We start from the raw sequence: 13,939 nt of genomic DNA on the forward strand, positions 1-13,939 counted from the left end.
CCGCATGATCCTGCCGGAGGTGCGCGACCCCCGGCTGGTCACCGAACGCCGGGGCGGGACGCTCAGCGACGAGCACAACCACCTGCTGGCCCTGTGGGCGGCGAAGTGCGCGGAGCACGTGCTGCCGCTCTTCGAGGCCGAGCGGCCGGACGACCCGCGGCCCCGCGAGGCCCTCGCGGCGGTCCGCGCGTGGGTGCGGGGCGAGCTGGCGATGATGCGGACCCGGGCCGCGGGCGGGCAGGCGATGGGCGCGGCCCGCGACCTGCGCGGGGCGGCGCGGTTCGCGGCGTACGCCGCCGGTCAGGCCGCTGTGGTCGCCCACGTCCCGGAGCACGACCTGGGCGCGGCGGCGTACGCGATCAAGGCCGTGGTGGCCGCTGCGCCCGAGGGGCAGCAGGAGCCCGCGCGGCTCGCGGAGAACCGCTGGCAGCGCGATCGGCTGCCCGACGCGGTCCGAGACCTCGTGCTGCAGGACCAGGCCCGGCGCAACGACATCTGCTGGCGGGTGTTCGACGTCTAGGGTCGGGCTCGTGCGCATCGTCTCCCTGATCCCGTCGGCCACGGAGATCCTGTTCGCGGTCGGCGCCGGCGACGACGTCGTCGGCGTCACCTTCGAGTGCGACCACCCGCCCGCCGCGCGCGAGCGTCGCGTCGTGTCGACCTCGGCCTTGCCGGAGGGCCTGTCGCCCCGTGAGACCGACGACTTCGTCGCCGCGGCCGTCTCCGCGGGCGAGGACCTCTACCGGCTCGACGCCGGTGCGCTGGCCGAGCTGGACGCCGACCTCGTCGTCACCCAGGATCTGTGCGCCGTCTGCGCGATCGACGTCGGGACCGTCGACGAGGCGCTGGGGTTCCTCGGGTGCCGCGCAGAGGTGGCCACGATCGATCCCCACACGCTCGACGACGTGCTCGCCTCCATCACCGAGGTGGGTCGGCTCACCGGACGGCAGTCCGGTGCCGCCGGCCTCGTGACGTCGCTGCGCACGCGACTCGCCGCGGTCGAGGCGCGCGTCTCGGGTCGTCCGCGACCGCGCGTGCTGGTGCTGGAGTGGACCGACCCGCCCTTCGCGCCCGGCCACTGGATCCCCGAGATGGTCGCCCGCGCGGGCGGCGAGCCCGCGCTCGGTGTCGCCGGCACCCGGTCCACCCGTATCACGTGGGAGGACGCCGTCGACTCACGCCCCGACGTCGTCGTGTGCGCCCCGTGCGGCTTCGACCTCGACGGCAGCGCCGCGCTTGCCGCGGAGGTGCGCGACCGGTTCCCGGGCGTACCCGTGTGGGCCGTCGACGCCGACGGGCAGTTCGCCCGACCGGGACCGCGCCTGGTCGACGGGGTCGAGGCGCTGGCCGCGATCCTGCACCCGGACCCGGACTCAGGCGTCGTGCCAGGTCACGACGTCGTCGAGGTCGGCGCGTGAGGTGCGGAAGCCGTTGACCGGGTGGTCGAGGTCGGCGTACCCGAACGAGATCCCGACCACCACCTTGCGGTACTCCGGCAGCCCGAGGTGCTCGCGGAGCAGTGACGGGTAGCCCGCCAGCGCGGCCTGGGGCGCCGCGGCGATCCCGAGGGCCTGCGCACCGAGCAGGAACGCGTTGACCCACAGCCCGCAGTCGATCGCGCCGTAGGTGCCGAGCTCCTCCTCCGTCGTGACGACGGCGACGTGGGGCGCGTCGAAGAACTCGAAGTTGCGAAGCATCTGCTCGAGGCGGCGCTCACCGTCCTCCTTGGCGATCCCGACGCTGTCGTAGAGCTGGAACCCGCACTCGCGCCGGCGCTGCTGCTGGACACCGGTGTACGCCGCCGGGAACGCGAAGTCGGGCTCCTGCGGGTGCGCCATCACGTGCTCGGCGTACGCCGCGCGCAGGCGCGCGGTCGCCTCGCCGCGGGTGACCTCGACCCGCCACGGCTGCGTGTTGCACCACGAGGGGGTGCGCTGCGCCAGCGTCAGTAGCCGCTCGACGTCGGCCCGCGGCACCTCGTCCGGCAGGAACTGGCGACAGGTCCAGCGCTCGTCGAGCAGGCGGGCGAGGGTCTCGAATGCTGTCGTGCTCACCGCGCCATCCTGCCGCCCGCCCCCACGGATCTGGCCAAAACCGCACGCGCGGCGGCGCGCTCGCCCACCATGGACGTCGCCATGCCACGTCTGTCCACGCCCCGCGCCCTCGCCACCCTGCTCCTGCTGGTGGCCGCCGCTGCCGCACCCACGACCGGAGCGGCGTCGGCCGCCGTGCCGACCGAGCGGCACCGCGCCGAGCGCGCCTCGACGCTACCCGTGTGGGTCGCACCGGCCGAGCCGCATGCGGAGAACCCGACCAACCCGCTCGCGCACCGGCTGTGGGGCGTCTACCGGGGGCCGCAGGACCAGGTGTGGCGGCCGTACATGTCGTCGAAGGGCACGGCCCGGACGGCGCTGGCGGCCATCGCGGAGCGCCCTCGGGCGAAGTGGTACGCGAGGTACCTCCCGGACAACCAGGTCCGGTCCCGGGTGGTCGACTACGTCGCCTCGTCGCAGGCCGGCAACCCGGAGACGCTCTCGCAGATGGCGGTCTTCCGGATGCAGCCGTGGGAGGGCGAGGCGTGCAAGCGCCCCACCACCGCAGCCGAGGCCGCGAGCTACCGCACGTGGATCCAGGAGCTGGCCGCCGGGATCGGCGATGCGCACACGCTGGTCGTGATGCAGCCCGACGGCCCGTTCCTGCTGTGCGCCCCCGACCGGGCGGTGAAGTCCGAGCTGCTCACGTGGGCGACGCAGACGCTGAGCGCGCTGCCGAACACGAGCGTCTACATCGACGCGGGCGCCGCCGACTGGTGCCAGAACGGGACGGCGCAGGAGTCGTGGCGGTGCGCGAAGATCCTGCAGCTCAGCGGAATCCAGTACGCCCGCGGCTTCGCCCTCGACTCCACCCACTACACCGGGCCCGTCGAGAACATCGACCGCGGCATGGAGATCATCGCCGAGCTGGTCGCGCTGGGCTACGAGGCACCGCACTTCATCGTCGACACCGCGAAGTCCGGTCGGCCGACGATGTGGCGCGACATGATCTCGGCGACGCCGAAGGGCCTGCGCAACAACGCCCGCACGTGCACCACCCGCGCGATGAAGCGCTGCGTCACGCTCGGCATCCCGCCCACGCCGCGCCCGGCCGACCCCCAGTGGGGCCTGCCCGAGCCGCAGCGCGCCCAGGCCGCGGCGTACGTCGACGGGTTCGTCTGGTTCGGCCGCCCGTGGCTCTACAACCAGGCCGACCCCTTCGTGAAGAAGCGCGCGCTCGCCATGGCCGCGAGCACGCCGTGGACGGACACCGGCCCGCGCTGAGGCGCGGAGCCCGACACCCCGGGACACGCCCCGCTTTCACGTCACGCACTATCCGAAAACGTGCGTCAGGTCGCGGGGCAGGTCACTAGATTCGGCGCACTTCGACACGCCAGGGGGACCGCACATGCGTCGCGTCATCATCACCGTCCTGCTCGTCATCTGCTCCGTGACGCTGCACCCGTCGGCCACGAGCGCGGGGACCGGCGACGCGGCGGCATCGCACCGCGGGTCGCTGCTCGCGAAGGCCCGGGTACGCGTCACCCTGACCACCTCGACCCCGTGGGTGAAGAAGGGCGACGACGTGTCGCTGAAGGGTCAGGTCAAGGGCGCCCGGGGTCGGCAGGTCGTGCGGATCATGCAGCGCACCAAGGGCTCGCGCAGCTGGGTGGTGGAGGCGACGAAGAAGACCAACCGCAAGGGGGCCTTCCGCCACCGCGAGGACATCAACACCGGCGACCGTTCCTACAAGGCCTGCGTCGGCGGCGCCTGCAGCAAGCCCGTCACCGTGCGGATGGGCACGCCGCCCAAGAAGTCGACCTCCGTCGCGATCGCGGCCGTCTCGCCGACCACGGTCGAGGCCGGCCAGGCCTTCACGGTCTCGGGCTCGGCCAGCTCCAACCTCGAGGGACGCACCGTGCAGGTCGAGGCGTACGACTCCGGCACCGACGCGTGGAGCCCCATCGGTTCGGCGATCGTGCGAAGCGGAGCGTGGACCGGCTCCGCGTCGGTCTCGACCGCCGGGAGCGCGGTGCCGCTGCGGGCGTCGTTCGCCGGTGGGATCGGCCTGGCACGTTCGAGCAGCACCGCGACCTCGATCGCCGTGTACGGCTGGTTCCACCTCCGCAACCGGGAGTCCGTGTCCGACAGCAACGGGCTGACCGGCGGCTCGTACAACGTCAACGGCGTGACCTACCCGCAGTCCGTCGGCGTGTGGTTCTTCAGCTCGCGCACGTCCTACGTCGAGTACGACCTGTCCCGCTCGTGCACCCGGTTCGCCGCGACCGTGGGGGTGGCCGACTACTCCCCCAGCGACGAGAAGGTCGCAGGCGCCCTGATCGTCGACAACGTGACGAAGTGGAGCCGCACCGGGATCGGGCTCGGTCAGTCCTACCCGCTCGACATCGACATCACCGCCGGGCTGCGCCTGCGCATCGAGGGCACCCCCGAGGTCTACGGCAGCGACGCCGACCTGATCTTCGGCGACGCCCGCGTGTACTGCGCGCCCTGATCGGCACGTGCGCCGCGCACGTGCGGCGGATGTGACCGCCCCACGCCGTCTCCGGGGGCCACATCCGCCGCACGTGCGGCGGGCGCGGCCGCGAGGCAGCCACACCGTCGGAGCAGGGGGTGCGGGTGGCGAAGCCCCCGCCCGCCGCGCGAAGCGCGGCATGACATGACGAACCGACGTGGCCTGCGCGTCAGCGCAGGCACACGTCGGCCAGAGGTGAGTGGAGCTGCGGGGAATCGAACCCCGGTCCTCGAGCGTCGAACCAGGTCTTCTCCGGGTGCAGTCTGTGCTGTCGCTTTTCTCAGCCTCGGCGCTCGCACAGACACGTCGCCGACAGGCTCAGTCAGGATTGAGTCCCGGTCACCCCTCCTGACAGAGAGTGACCAGCAAGTCTCCTAGATGAGGCCTGGGTCCGGGACGGAGACGGATGCCCGGTCAGACCCTTCGATCACTGCTCAGGCAGCGAGAGCGAAGTCGTTGCGCTCAGAGTTGGCAACTATAGGTTTCCAGCGATCGTTTACGAGATGACGCTGGCTTCTCGACCCGCTTCCCCTGGAACTAACGTCCCAAGTCGAAACCGATCAGCCCCTCTTGTGTTGTCAATGCCGACCCCACAGCAGCGGTGCCGACAGGGACAGTCTAGGTGGAGGAACCGACAGACCGCGAACGCTATTCCGTCGGGGCCGTCGGGGCCGCCGGCCGGAGCGGCTCGACCTGCCACTCGCCGTCGTCGAGTCGCCAGACCTCGCGGTCGTTGCCCTCGGCGATCTGGGCGGGGACGTCGTGGTCGTACTCGAGGCCACCCGCGCTGACCGCCTCACCGTGCCGCGCCCAGCCGAGGCGGTAGTCCTGCTCGATCTCGGCGCGCTGCTCGGGCGTGGCGTCCTCGGGGTACGCCATCCCCTCCGCGGGCACCTCGATGTCCGCGTCGGCCAGCTCGCCGTCGGCGGTGATGGTGAAGATCCGCTCGTTGGTCATCCGGTGCCCGGCGCGCACGAGCAGCGAGCCGTCGTCCTGCCAGCGGAAGCGTACGGACCAGCCGGCTCCCTTGACGTGGCCGTCGGTGTGGTCGGCGACCGCGGCGTCGGGGAGGAACAGGCCCCAGGCGGCGAAGTAGCCGGCGAAGGCGTCCTGCTGGGCGGTCGCACGTCCCTCCCCCGCGCCGTCGACGGGAGCGGTCACGGGCTCGTGCAGGCGCACGCGCGTGATGCGGTGCCCGTCGACCTCCGCCACCTCGAGCGGCCGGTCGTCGACGAGGACGACGTCGCCGACCTCGGCCATCCGCGCGAGCCGGTGCAGGACGTAGCCGGCGACGGTCTCGTAGGGGCCGTCGGCCAGCTCGACGCCGGTGCGCTCGTCGAACTCCTCGATCGTGAGGCCCGCGTCGACGGTCGTCGGGTCGCCGGCGGCCGCGATCTCGGCGTCGGTGTCGTACTCGTCGTGGATCTCGCCGACGAGCTCCTCCATGAGGTCCTCGAGGGTCACGATGCCGTCGGTGCCGCCGTACTCGTCGACGACGAGCGCGATGTGCGCGCCGAGGCTGCGGAGCTGGTCGATGGAGGGCAGCACGCGGTTGGTGCGCGGCAGCACGGGCAGGTCGCGGGTGATCTGGGCGACGGTGGTGGCGGTGTCGTCGGCGCGGCCGAGCACGTCGCGCAGGTGGAGGTAGCCGAGCACCTCGTCGAAGGACGAGCCGGTGACGGGGTAGCGCGTGTAGGGCTGCTCCACGATGATCGCGGTGGCCTCGGCGAGGCTGATGTCGCCGCTGAGGAACACCACGTCGCCGCGCGGCTTCATCACCTCGCTGAGCGACCGGTCGCCCGCCTCGAAGACGTCGTCGACGAGCTTGCGCTCGCCCTCGGGGATGTCCTCGTGCCCGGAGATCATCATCCGGAGCTCCTCCTCGTCGACCTCGTCGCCGGCGGCGTCGGGGTTGCCGCCGAGGAGTCGCACGAGCAGGTTGGTCGAGAGCGAGAGCAGCCAGATGACCGGCGTCATGACCCGGGCGAAGGCGCCCAGCGGCGGGGCGAAGAGCTTGGAGACCCCGACCGAGCGCTGCAGCGCGAGGCGCTTGGGCACGAGCTCGCCGAGGACGAGGGAGAGGTACGACACGACGAGCGTGGTCACGACCAGGGAGACCGTGTCGGGGGCCGGTGCGCCGAGGCTCTCGAACGCCGGCGCGAAGGACGGCGCGAGCGTCGAGGCACCGAACGCGGCCGAGAAGAAGCCGGCCACGGTGACGCCGATCTGGACGGCGGAGAGGAACCGGTTGGGGTCGCGTGCCAGCGACGCGACGGCGTGGCCGCGGCCGCCCTCCGTCTCCATCCGGTCCACCTGGCCGGCGCGCAGCGAGACCAGGGCGATCTCCGTCGCTGCGAACACACCACCCACGAGGATGAACGCGAGGACGAGCAGGACGTCGATCCAGGTGCCGGACACGGCGACAACCTATCCGGACGCCACCAACGCGGCACCCGCCGCCGCGACGGGGTAGTGGAGCGGGACCATGCTGAGCCGGTCGGCCAGGCCGAGCGAGGCGAGGAACGGCGAGCCCTCCCCCAGCGCCCGCAGCTGGCGTACGACCTCGACGCGCAGCGGCTCCCCGACCTCGCTGACACCGCCGCCGAGGACGATGCGCTCGGGGTCGATGGTGAGGCCGAGGGCGCGCACGGCGCTCGCGACGCCCCAGCAGAAGCGGTCCCGCACGGCGATCGCCTTCACGTCGCCGGCAGCCGCCGCGGCGAACAGGTCGGCGGCCGGCGGACCGTCCGGGGTCGGCCACGCCCGGGCGAGCGCGCGACCGGACGCGATGGTCTCCAGGCACCCGGTCTGGCCGCAGCCGCACTCGGCGCCGGCGGGGTCGACCGGGAGGTGCCCGATCTCGCCGGCCGCGCCGTGCTCGCCACGGCGCAGGCGGCCGTCGATCACGAGCCCGGCGGCCAGCCCGGTGCCGACGCTGAGGTAGACCACGTCGTCCGCGCCCGACAGCGCCCGCGCGGCGAGGGCGGCCGCGTTGACGTCGTTCTCGAGCACGACGGGCACGCCGAGACGGTCGGCGAGCAGGTCGCGCAGCGGCAGGTCGTCGCCGTTGACCCCGAGGTTGACCGCGTGCCGGAGCATGCCGCGACCGACGTCGACGAGACCGGGCACACCGACCCCGACCGGCAGGGTGAGCGGCTCGCCGACGTCGCGCCGCAGGGCCTCGAAGACCCGCTCTGCCGTGTCGACGACGCCCTCGGCGCCCGACCGGGTCGACTCGCGGACCTGGGCCAGGATCGAGCCGTCCTCGGCGAGCACGACGCCGTGCGTCTTGGTCCCGCCGATGTCGAGCCCGACCGCCCGCGTCCCGGCACCTCGGGCGTCCCTGGGGGCGATCACCGCGTCCACCCTGCCTCTCGCAACACCTCGACGACCGTCGCGACCATCGGACTCGACGAACCGCGCGTGCTGATTCTCGCAAGGCCGACGTCGTAGGCCGCAGGCCAGCCCCACTCCACCACCACGGCCGTCCGGCTGGACCCGGCCAGCGCCCGGAGGAACGCCAGCACGTCGGGCCGCCGGTGCGCGTCGCGCACCTGCACGACCAGGGGTACGCCGGCCGGCAGGCCCTCGGGCACGCCCCCGGCGGAGAGGTCCGCAGGGGCGACGCGGGCGTCGGGTGCGATCCCCCACGGCACGTCGCCCACCGCGATGTTGGCGACGGTCTCCACGCTGACGACGGCGGCCCCGGTGAGGTCGGGGAGGTCGCCCTCGACGACGAGGGCGGACGCGGCGGCCGCGCGCTGGCGTACGCCGTCCGGCGCCTCCGGGGCGGTCGCGACGGGCAGCCGTCGCATCCCAGCGACCCGCGCCGCCGCGTCGGCGAGCCGATCCGGTGACAGGCGGCCCTCGTCGACCGCCGCGACGACGGCCTCCTGGACCTCCACGACGAGCGAGGCGGGCTTGTCCGGTCCGATGCAGAGGAGGTCGCAGCCGGCGACGAGGGCGCGTACGGCCGCCTCGGGGATCCCGGTCGCGGCCGACGCGCCGGCCATGTCGAGCGCGTCGCTGACGATCACGCCGTCGAAGTCGAGGACGTCGCGCAGCATCGCGAGCACGACGGGGCTCAGGGTCGCGGGGCGTTCGGGGTCGAGCGTCGGGACCACGATGTGCGAGGTCATCACCGCGACGGTGCCCGCCTCGACGGCCGCGTCGAACGGCACCAGCTCGCGGGCGGCGAGGGTGTCGGCGTCGACGTCGATGCGGGGCAGGTCGAGGTGGCTGTCGGTGGCGGTGTCGCCGTGGCCGGGGAAGTGCTTCGCGCAGGCGCCGACGCCGGTCGACTGCAGGCCCCGGGTCCACGCGGCCACGTGGGCGGCGACCTGCTCGGGGTCGGCGCCGAAGCTGCGCGTGCCGATGACGGGGTTGTCGGGGTCGCTGTTGACGTCGGCGTCCGGGGCGAGGTCGAGGGTCACCCCGACCGCGGCGAGCTCGTGGCCGACCCAGCGGCCGACGGCCTCCGTCAGCCCGAGGTCGGCGCCCCCGCCGAGCGCCGCGGCGCCGAGGACCGGGCTGGGCTCGCGGGTGTGGAGCCGGCTGACGTCGCCGCCCTCCTCGTCGACGGCGACCACCGCGGCCGGGTTCGCGGCGGTGATGGCCGCGCTCAGCGCGGCGAGCGCCTCGGGACCGTCGGCGGTGTTGCTGCCGAAGTAGCAGATGCCGCCGAGGCCCTGCTCGAGGAGTCGCCGGTAGTCGTCGGGGAGCGTGGTGCCCGCGAAGCCGGGCAGCAGCACCTGCAGCGCGAGGGTGCGTACGGCCGTCGTCACCCCTTGACCGCCCCTGCGGTCAGCCCGCTGACCATCCGGCCCTGCACGACGAGGAAGAAGATGATCACCGGCACCGCGATGAGCGTCGAGCCGGCCATGATCCCGCCCCAGTCGGTGCCGCTGTTGACATCGGTGAAGGTCGACAGCCACAGCGGCAGGGTGCGCTGGTCCTCGCGGGTCATCACGACCAGCGCGAGCGTGAACTCGTTCCAGGCCTGGATGAAGCCGAAGACGCCGGTGGCGACGAGGCCGGGCGCCAGCAGCGGGAAGGTGATGCGGAGGAAGGCCTGCATGCGGGTGCAGCCGTCCATCATGGCTGCCTCCTCGAGCTCGTAGGGGACGCCGGCGACGAAGCCGCGCAGGGTCCAGATGGTGAAGGGCAGGACGCCCGCGACGTAGACGATCGTCAGGCCGAGGACGGTGTTGAGCAGCTCCATCGTCTCGAGCATCTTGTACTGGGAGATGAACAGCCCCTCGACCGGGATCATCTGGATCACGAGCAGGGTGACGATGAACGACATCCGGCCCTTGAACCGGAAGCGCGAGACCGCGACGGCCGCCACGAAGGCGAAGGCGAGCGCCACCACGATCGTCAGGCCGGTGACCATGAGGCTCGTCCTGAGCGCGTTGACGAACTGGTCGGTCTCGAAGACGGTGCGGAAGTTGTCGAGGTCGCCGCCGAAGGGCACCCACGTCGGCACCGGGTTGCGGATCTCGTTGCGGTCGAGGAAGGAGCTGTTGACCATCCAGTAGACGGGGAAGGCGGCCACCACGAAGGTGACCACGCCGACGAGGTTGGCGCCCACGCGGGCGGGACGGGTGGTGGATCGCGACATCAGGCCTCGGTCCTCTCCTGGCGGATCATGGACCAGACGTACGGCGCGGTGAGCACCACGGTGAGCGCGAGCATGAAGATCGCGACCGCCGCAGACGTGCCGAAGTCACCGCCGCCGATCCCGAGCCGGTAGATGTAGGTGCCGAGCAGGTTGGTGTCGGTGGCGCTGCCGCCGGCCTTCTGGAGGATGTAGATCTGCGCGAAGACCCGCAGGTCCCAGATCACCTGGAGCAGGCCGACCACCATCAGCACCGGACGGATGCTCGGCACGATCACGTGGCGCAGCCGCTGGGCGCGGCCGGCTCCGTCGATCTCGGCCGCCTCGACGAGCTCGTCGGGCACCTGCATCAGCGCGGCGTACACCGTGAACGCGACGAAGGGGACGCTCATCCAGACCACGACCACCGTCGCGACGAAGTAGAACGAGAGCGGCCTGAGGAGCCAGCCGTGGCCCTCGAAGTCGCCGCCGAGCGCGGTGAGCAGGTAGTTGATGACGCCGTACTGCGTGTCGAAGAGCCACTGCCACACGGTCAGCGACGCCACCACCGGCATCGCCCAGGCGAGCAGGAGGCCGGTCTGGGCGAGCAGCCGTACGGGGGTCGACATCGCGCGCATCACCAGGGCGAGGCCGACGCCGAGCACCATCGTGGCCGCCGCGTTGACCAGGCAGAAGACGATCGTGCGGAGCGTGACGCGCCACAGGTAGGCGTCGGTGAAGAGCTGCTCGTAGTTCGCGAGCCCGACCCACTCGGGCGGCTGGCCGAACTGCTGGGCGAGGCCGAACTCCTGGAACGACAGCAGCACCTGCCGCACGAGCGGGTAGCCGAGGGCGAGCCCGAGCGCCAGCACGGCGGGGGCGACGAGGAGGTACGGCAGGGAGGAGGCAGCCCGGCGGCGGTCCGGTCGGCGCGGGCGGGCCGGGCGTACGGGAGCGGTGCGGGTGCCGGTCACGGACACCGTCGCCTCCTCTCGCGCGGACGTGGTCGTCATCATGCTCGCTCTCACGGGTCGGGGGCAGGCCTCGGCGGGGGCAGCGATGGTGCCGCCCCCGCCGGAGCCGTCTGTGGGTGTGCCCTCCTGGGGTGGAGGTCAGCCGTTGAGCTGGCCGCTCATCTGCTCGTCGGCCTTCGCCGCGAGGTCGGCGACGTCGCCGCCCTGGGCGATCGCGCTGAACAGGTCCTCCAGCGCGCGGGAGCCCTCGACGTTGGCCCATCCGGGTGCGGCCGGCGTGAGCTTGGCGTTGGACGCGGCCTCGATGGTGGCGGCGGCGTACTCGTCGTCACCGAGGAGGGAGGCGAGCGAGTCCTTGGCCGGCGTGAGGCCGGCCTCGGCCATGATCGTCTGGTAGTCGTCGCTCAGCATGAGCGCGACGGCCTTCTCCGCCAGGTCCTGGTTGGCCGACTTGGCCGCGATGGCGATGTCGGAGCCGCCGAGCAGCACGGGAGCGGGCTCGCCGTCGCTGCCGGGCAGCGCGAAGACGCCCATCTGCTTGGCGAACGTGTCGGGGCAGCCGGTCTCCGGGTCCTCGATCAGGCCCTTGACCCAGCCAGGGGTCGACATCATGCCGACCTCGCCGGCGCAGAACGGCGTCCAGGGGTCGGCCTCGTTGCCGTCCTTGGGCGCGCCGGACGCCTCCATGAAGAGCCGCTGGGCGGTCTCCAGTCCCGTGATCGACTCCGGGGAGCTGAGAGCGGGGGTCCACTCGCCCCCCTCCTCGGTGGCCAGGTCGCCGCCGGCGTCCCAGACGAACGTCGCGCCGTTGCGCCAGTCCTGCCCGGGGAACCAGAAGCCGGAGAAGTTGGCCGGCTTGGGGTTGGCCTCCTTGAGCGCGATCGCCGCGTCGACGAACTCGTCCATCGTGGTGGGCACCTCGAGGCCGGCCTTCTCGAGGAGGTCCTTGCGGTAGAAGATGTACTTCGAGCCGGCGTAGTAGGGCACGGCGTACGTCTCGCCGTCGACCGTCGCACCCTCGACGAAGCCCGGCAGCAGGTCGTCGCCGCCGAGGTCGCCGAGCATGTCGGTCATCGGCGCGAAGGCACCGGCCGAGGTGAAGGTCGGGGCCTGGGTGTTGCCGATCTCGACCACGTCGGGCGTCTCGGACTCGCTCGAGAGCGAGGTGGTGAGCTTCTCGACCAGGCCGTCCCACTCCTGCTGCTCGATCGTCAGCGTCGAGCCGGGGTTCTGGTCCTCGAAGGTCTCCTTCAGCCAGTCGCGGGCCTCCTGCGGGGTGTCCGTGCCGTTGAGCCAGACCCGGATGTCGGCGGTCTCCGGACCGCCGTCCGCGCTCGACGAGCCGCCGTCGTCGTCGCTGCCGCACGCGGCGAGCGTGGTCAGCGCGAGGGCGGCGACCGCCGCGCCTGTCAAGGACTTCTTGATGCGCACCACTGTGTTCCTCTCATCGATGGACCGAGCTGGTTCGGGGGTTGGTTCGGGGGTTGGTGTTGCCGGGTGGGCACTGCTGACCGGGTCGCTCACGAGACGCCCAGCTCTCCGGCGAGCACGAGCACGACCGCTCCCACGACCACGACGTCCTCGCCGAGCTTGGAGGTGCGGACGGCCAGCCCCGTGGAGCTGATCGGCATCGTCCGCTCGCGGATGGTGCGGTCGGCCGCGTCGAGCAGCGGTCCGTCGAGCAGCTCCGCGGGGCCGCTCAGCACGATCTCGTGCAGGTTGAGGGCGGCGACGACGGGCGCGAGCACCTCGCCGAGCCGGGTGCCGACGTCGGCCAGCACCGAGGGCCCGTCCACGCCGGGCTCGGCGACGCTGCGGCGCAACGTGGGCGCGGACAGCAGCGTCTCCAGGCATCCGGTACGCCCGCACGCGCAGGTCTCGCCGGACGGGTCGACCACGACGTGGCCGATCTCGCCTGCGGCGCCGAGGTGGCCGTGGAGCAGCGAGCCGCCGAGGACGAACCCGGCGCCGACACCGGTGCCGACGCGCAGGACCATCAGGCCGCCGTCGCCGGACTCACCGAAGGTGTGCTCGCCCAGCACGGCGGTGTTGGCGTCGTTGGCGACGAAGACGGGCAGCTCGAACGCCTCGGCCAGCCGGGCTGCCAGCGGGGTGTCGGTCCACGCGAGGTTGGGGGCGTCGATCACGGTGCCGAGCGTGTCGACGACACCGGGGCTGCCGACCCCGATGCCGAGCACGGGGCGGTCGGTCATCGCGACCAGCTCCGCGGCGAGGCGCTGGACCAGCTCGACGGCCTGCTCGCCGACGGCGCCGTCGACGTGCACCTCGTGGCGGGCCACGACGGTGCCGGCGAGGTTGACCACCGCGCCCGACATCCGGTCGGTCTCGGACAGGTCGAGGCCGATGATGTGGTGCGAGTCCGCAGCCAGGCCGACCAGGGTGGGCGGCTTGCCCACCCGGCTCTCGGCGGGGGCGCCGAGCTCGCTCACGAAGCCGTCGGCCAGCATCTCGCCGACCAGGTCGGAGACCGTGACCCGCGTGAGCCCGCTGGCCCGCGCGAGGTCGGCACGGCTGGCCGGACCCTCGCGGAAGAGCTGCTGGAGCAGGAGCGAGCGGTGGTGGCGGCGGGCGTCCTCCTGGAGGAGCTTGCCCTGGGGCCGGAGCGGGCGGCCGACGGGTGTGTGCGGGGTCACATTAGTTAGTTCAGCGCACTTACTTATCTGTCGTCAAGCCCCTCCGCCCCACTTTCACCGGGTCGTCTGGACCAGCGGTGCGTGAGCCACGTTCTCGGGCCGCAGAACGTGGCTCACTCACCGCCCGCAGTCCTCAGCGGTGCGTGAGA

12 protein-coding genes and 1 other RNA gene are annotated in these 13,939 nt (G+C 72.6%); 4 read left to right on the forward strand and 9 right to left on the reverse strand.

The genetic code is table 11. The annotated features are described in order from the left end of the window. The first annotated feature begins 4 nt into the window (after positions 1-4). Positions 5-520: a putative immunity protein gene (locus F4692_RS01735; protein ID WP_179617920.1), complete on the forward strand. Its 516-nt coding sequence runs from the start codon at positions 5-7 to the stop codon at positions 518-520. A 10-nt stretch (positions 521-530) separates the two neighbouring features. Continuing rightward, positions 531-1,418 carry a cobalamin-binding protein gene (locus F4692_RS01740; protein ID WP_179617921.1) on the forward strand — a complete coding sequence of 296 codons (888 nt, stop codon included), beginning with the start codon at positions 531-533 and terminating at the stop codon, positions 1,416-1,418. Here the strand turns inward: F4692_RS01740 and F4692_RS01745 are convergent. Further along, positions 1,374-2,054, reverse strand: a complete 681-nt coding sequence (locus F4692_RS01745) for a nitroreductase (protein WP_179617922.1) — start codon at positions 2,052-2,054, stop codon at positions 1,374-1,376. The genes F4692_RS01740 and F4692_RS01745 overlap by 45 nt on opposite strands. Before the next feature lie 81 nt (positions 2,055-2,135). On the opposite strand from F4692_RS01745, the gene F4692_RS01750 reads away from it, so the two are divergent. Together F4692_RS01750 and F4692_RS01755 are read left to right on the forward strand one after the other, a co-directional pair. After that, positions 2,136-3,317, forward strand: coding sequence for a glycoside hydrolase family 6 protein (locus tag F4692_RS01750; RefSeq protein ID WP_179617923.1), 1,182 nt, complete (start codon positions 2,136-2,138; stop codon positions 3,315-3,317). 124 nt (positions 3,318-3,441) lie between these two features. Then, positions 3,442-4,545, forward strand: a complete 1,104-nt coding sequence (locus tag F4692_RS01755; RefSeq protein ID WP_179617924.1) for an NPCBM/NEW2 domain-containing protein — start codon at positions 3,442-3,444, stop codon at positions 4,543-4,545. 218 nt (positions 4,546-4,763) lie between these two features. Here F4692_RS01755 and ssrA read toward each other — a convergent pair. The 8 genes from ssrA to F4692_RS01795 all read right to left on the reverse strand — a co-directional run bounded on the left by ssrA (position 4,764) and on the right by F4692_RS01795 (position 13,790). Then, positions 4,764-5,134: a transfer-messenger RNA gene (gene ssrA, locus F4692_RS01760) on the reverse strand. An 80-nt stretch (positions 5,135-5,214) separates the two neighbouring features. Then, entirely contained in the window at positions 5,215-6,984 is a 1,770-nt protein-coding gene (locus F4692_RS01765; protein ID WP_308645111.1) for a hemolysin family protein, read from the reverse strand. A 9-nt stretch (positions 6,985-6,993) separates the two neighbouring features. Next, positions 6,994-7,923, reverse strand: coding sequence for an ROK family protein (locus F4692_RS01770; RefSeq protein ID WP_308645112.1), 930 nt, complete (start codon positions 7,921-7,923; stop codon positions 6,994-6,996). Beyond that, positions 7,920-9,350 (reverse strand): glycoside hydrolase family 3 protein, encoded by a 1,431-nt coding sequence (locus F4692_RS01775; protein WP_179617925.1) that lies wholly within the window; start codon positions 9,348-9,350, stop codon positions 7,920-7,922. Before F4692_RS01775 ends, F4692_RS01770 begins: the two co-directional genes overlap by 4 nt. After that, the gene (locus tag F4692_RS01780) at positions 9,347-10,186 is read right to left on the reverse strand and encodes a carbohydrate ABC transporter permease (protein ID WP_179617926.1); all 840 of its coding nucleotides are present in this window, start codon (positions 10,184-10,186) and stop codon (positions 9,347-9,349) included. The genes F4692_RS01775 and F4692_RS01780 overlap by 4 nt, the downstream gene beginning before the upstream one ends. Further along, complete coding sequence (locus F4692_RS01785) at positions 10,186-11,175, reverse strand: carbohydrate ABC transporter permease (RefSeq protein ID WP_179617927.1); 990 nt, start codon at positions 11,173-11,175, stop codon at positions 10,186-10,188. Before F4692_RS01785 ends, F4692_RS01780 begins: the two co-directional genes overlap by 1 nt. A gap of 99 nt (positions 11,176-11,274) precedes the next feature. Then, on the reverse strand, positions 11,275-12,567 hold the full coding sequence (locus F4692_RS01790) for an extracellular solute-binding protein (RefSeq protein WP_218858121.1): 1,293 nt from the start codon (positions 12,565-12,567) through the stop codon (positions 11,275-11,277). An 89-nt stretch (positions 12,568-12,656) separates the two neighbouring features. Then, positions 12,657-13,790 carry an ROK family transcriptional regulator gene (locus F4692_RS01795; RefSeq protein WP_179617928.1) on the reverse strand — a complete coding sequence of 378 codons (1,134 nt, stop codon included), beginning with the start codon at positions 13,788-13,790 and terminating at the stop codon, positions 12,657-12,659. Positions 13,791-13,939 lie beyond the last annotated feature (149 nt).

The organism is Nocardioides cavernae (genome assembly GCF_013410035.1).
Taxonomy (GTDB): Bacteria; Actinomycetota; Actinomycetes; order Propionibacteriales; family Nocardioidaceae; genus Nocardioides; species Nocardioides cavernae_A.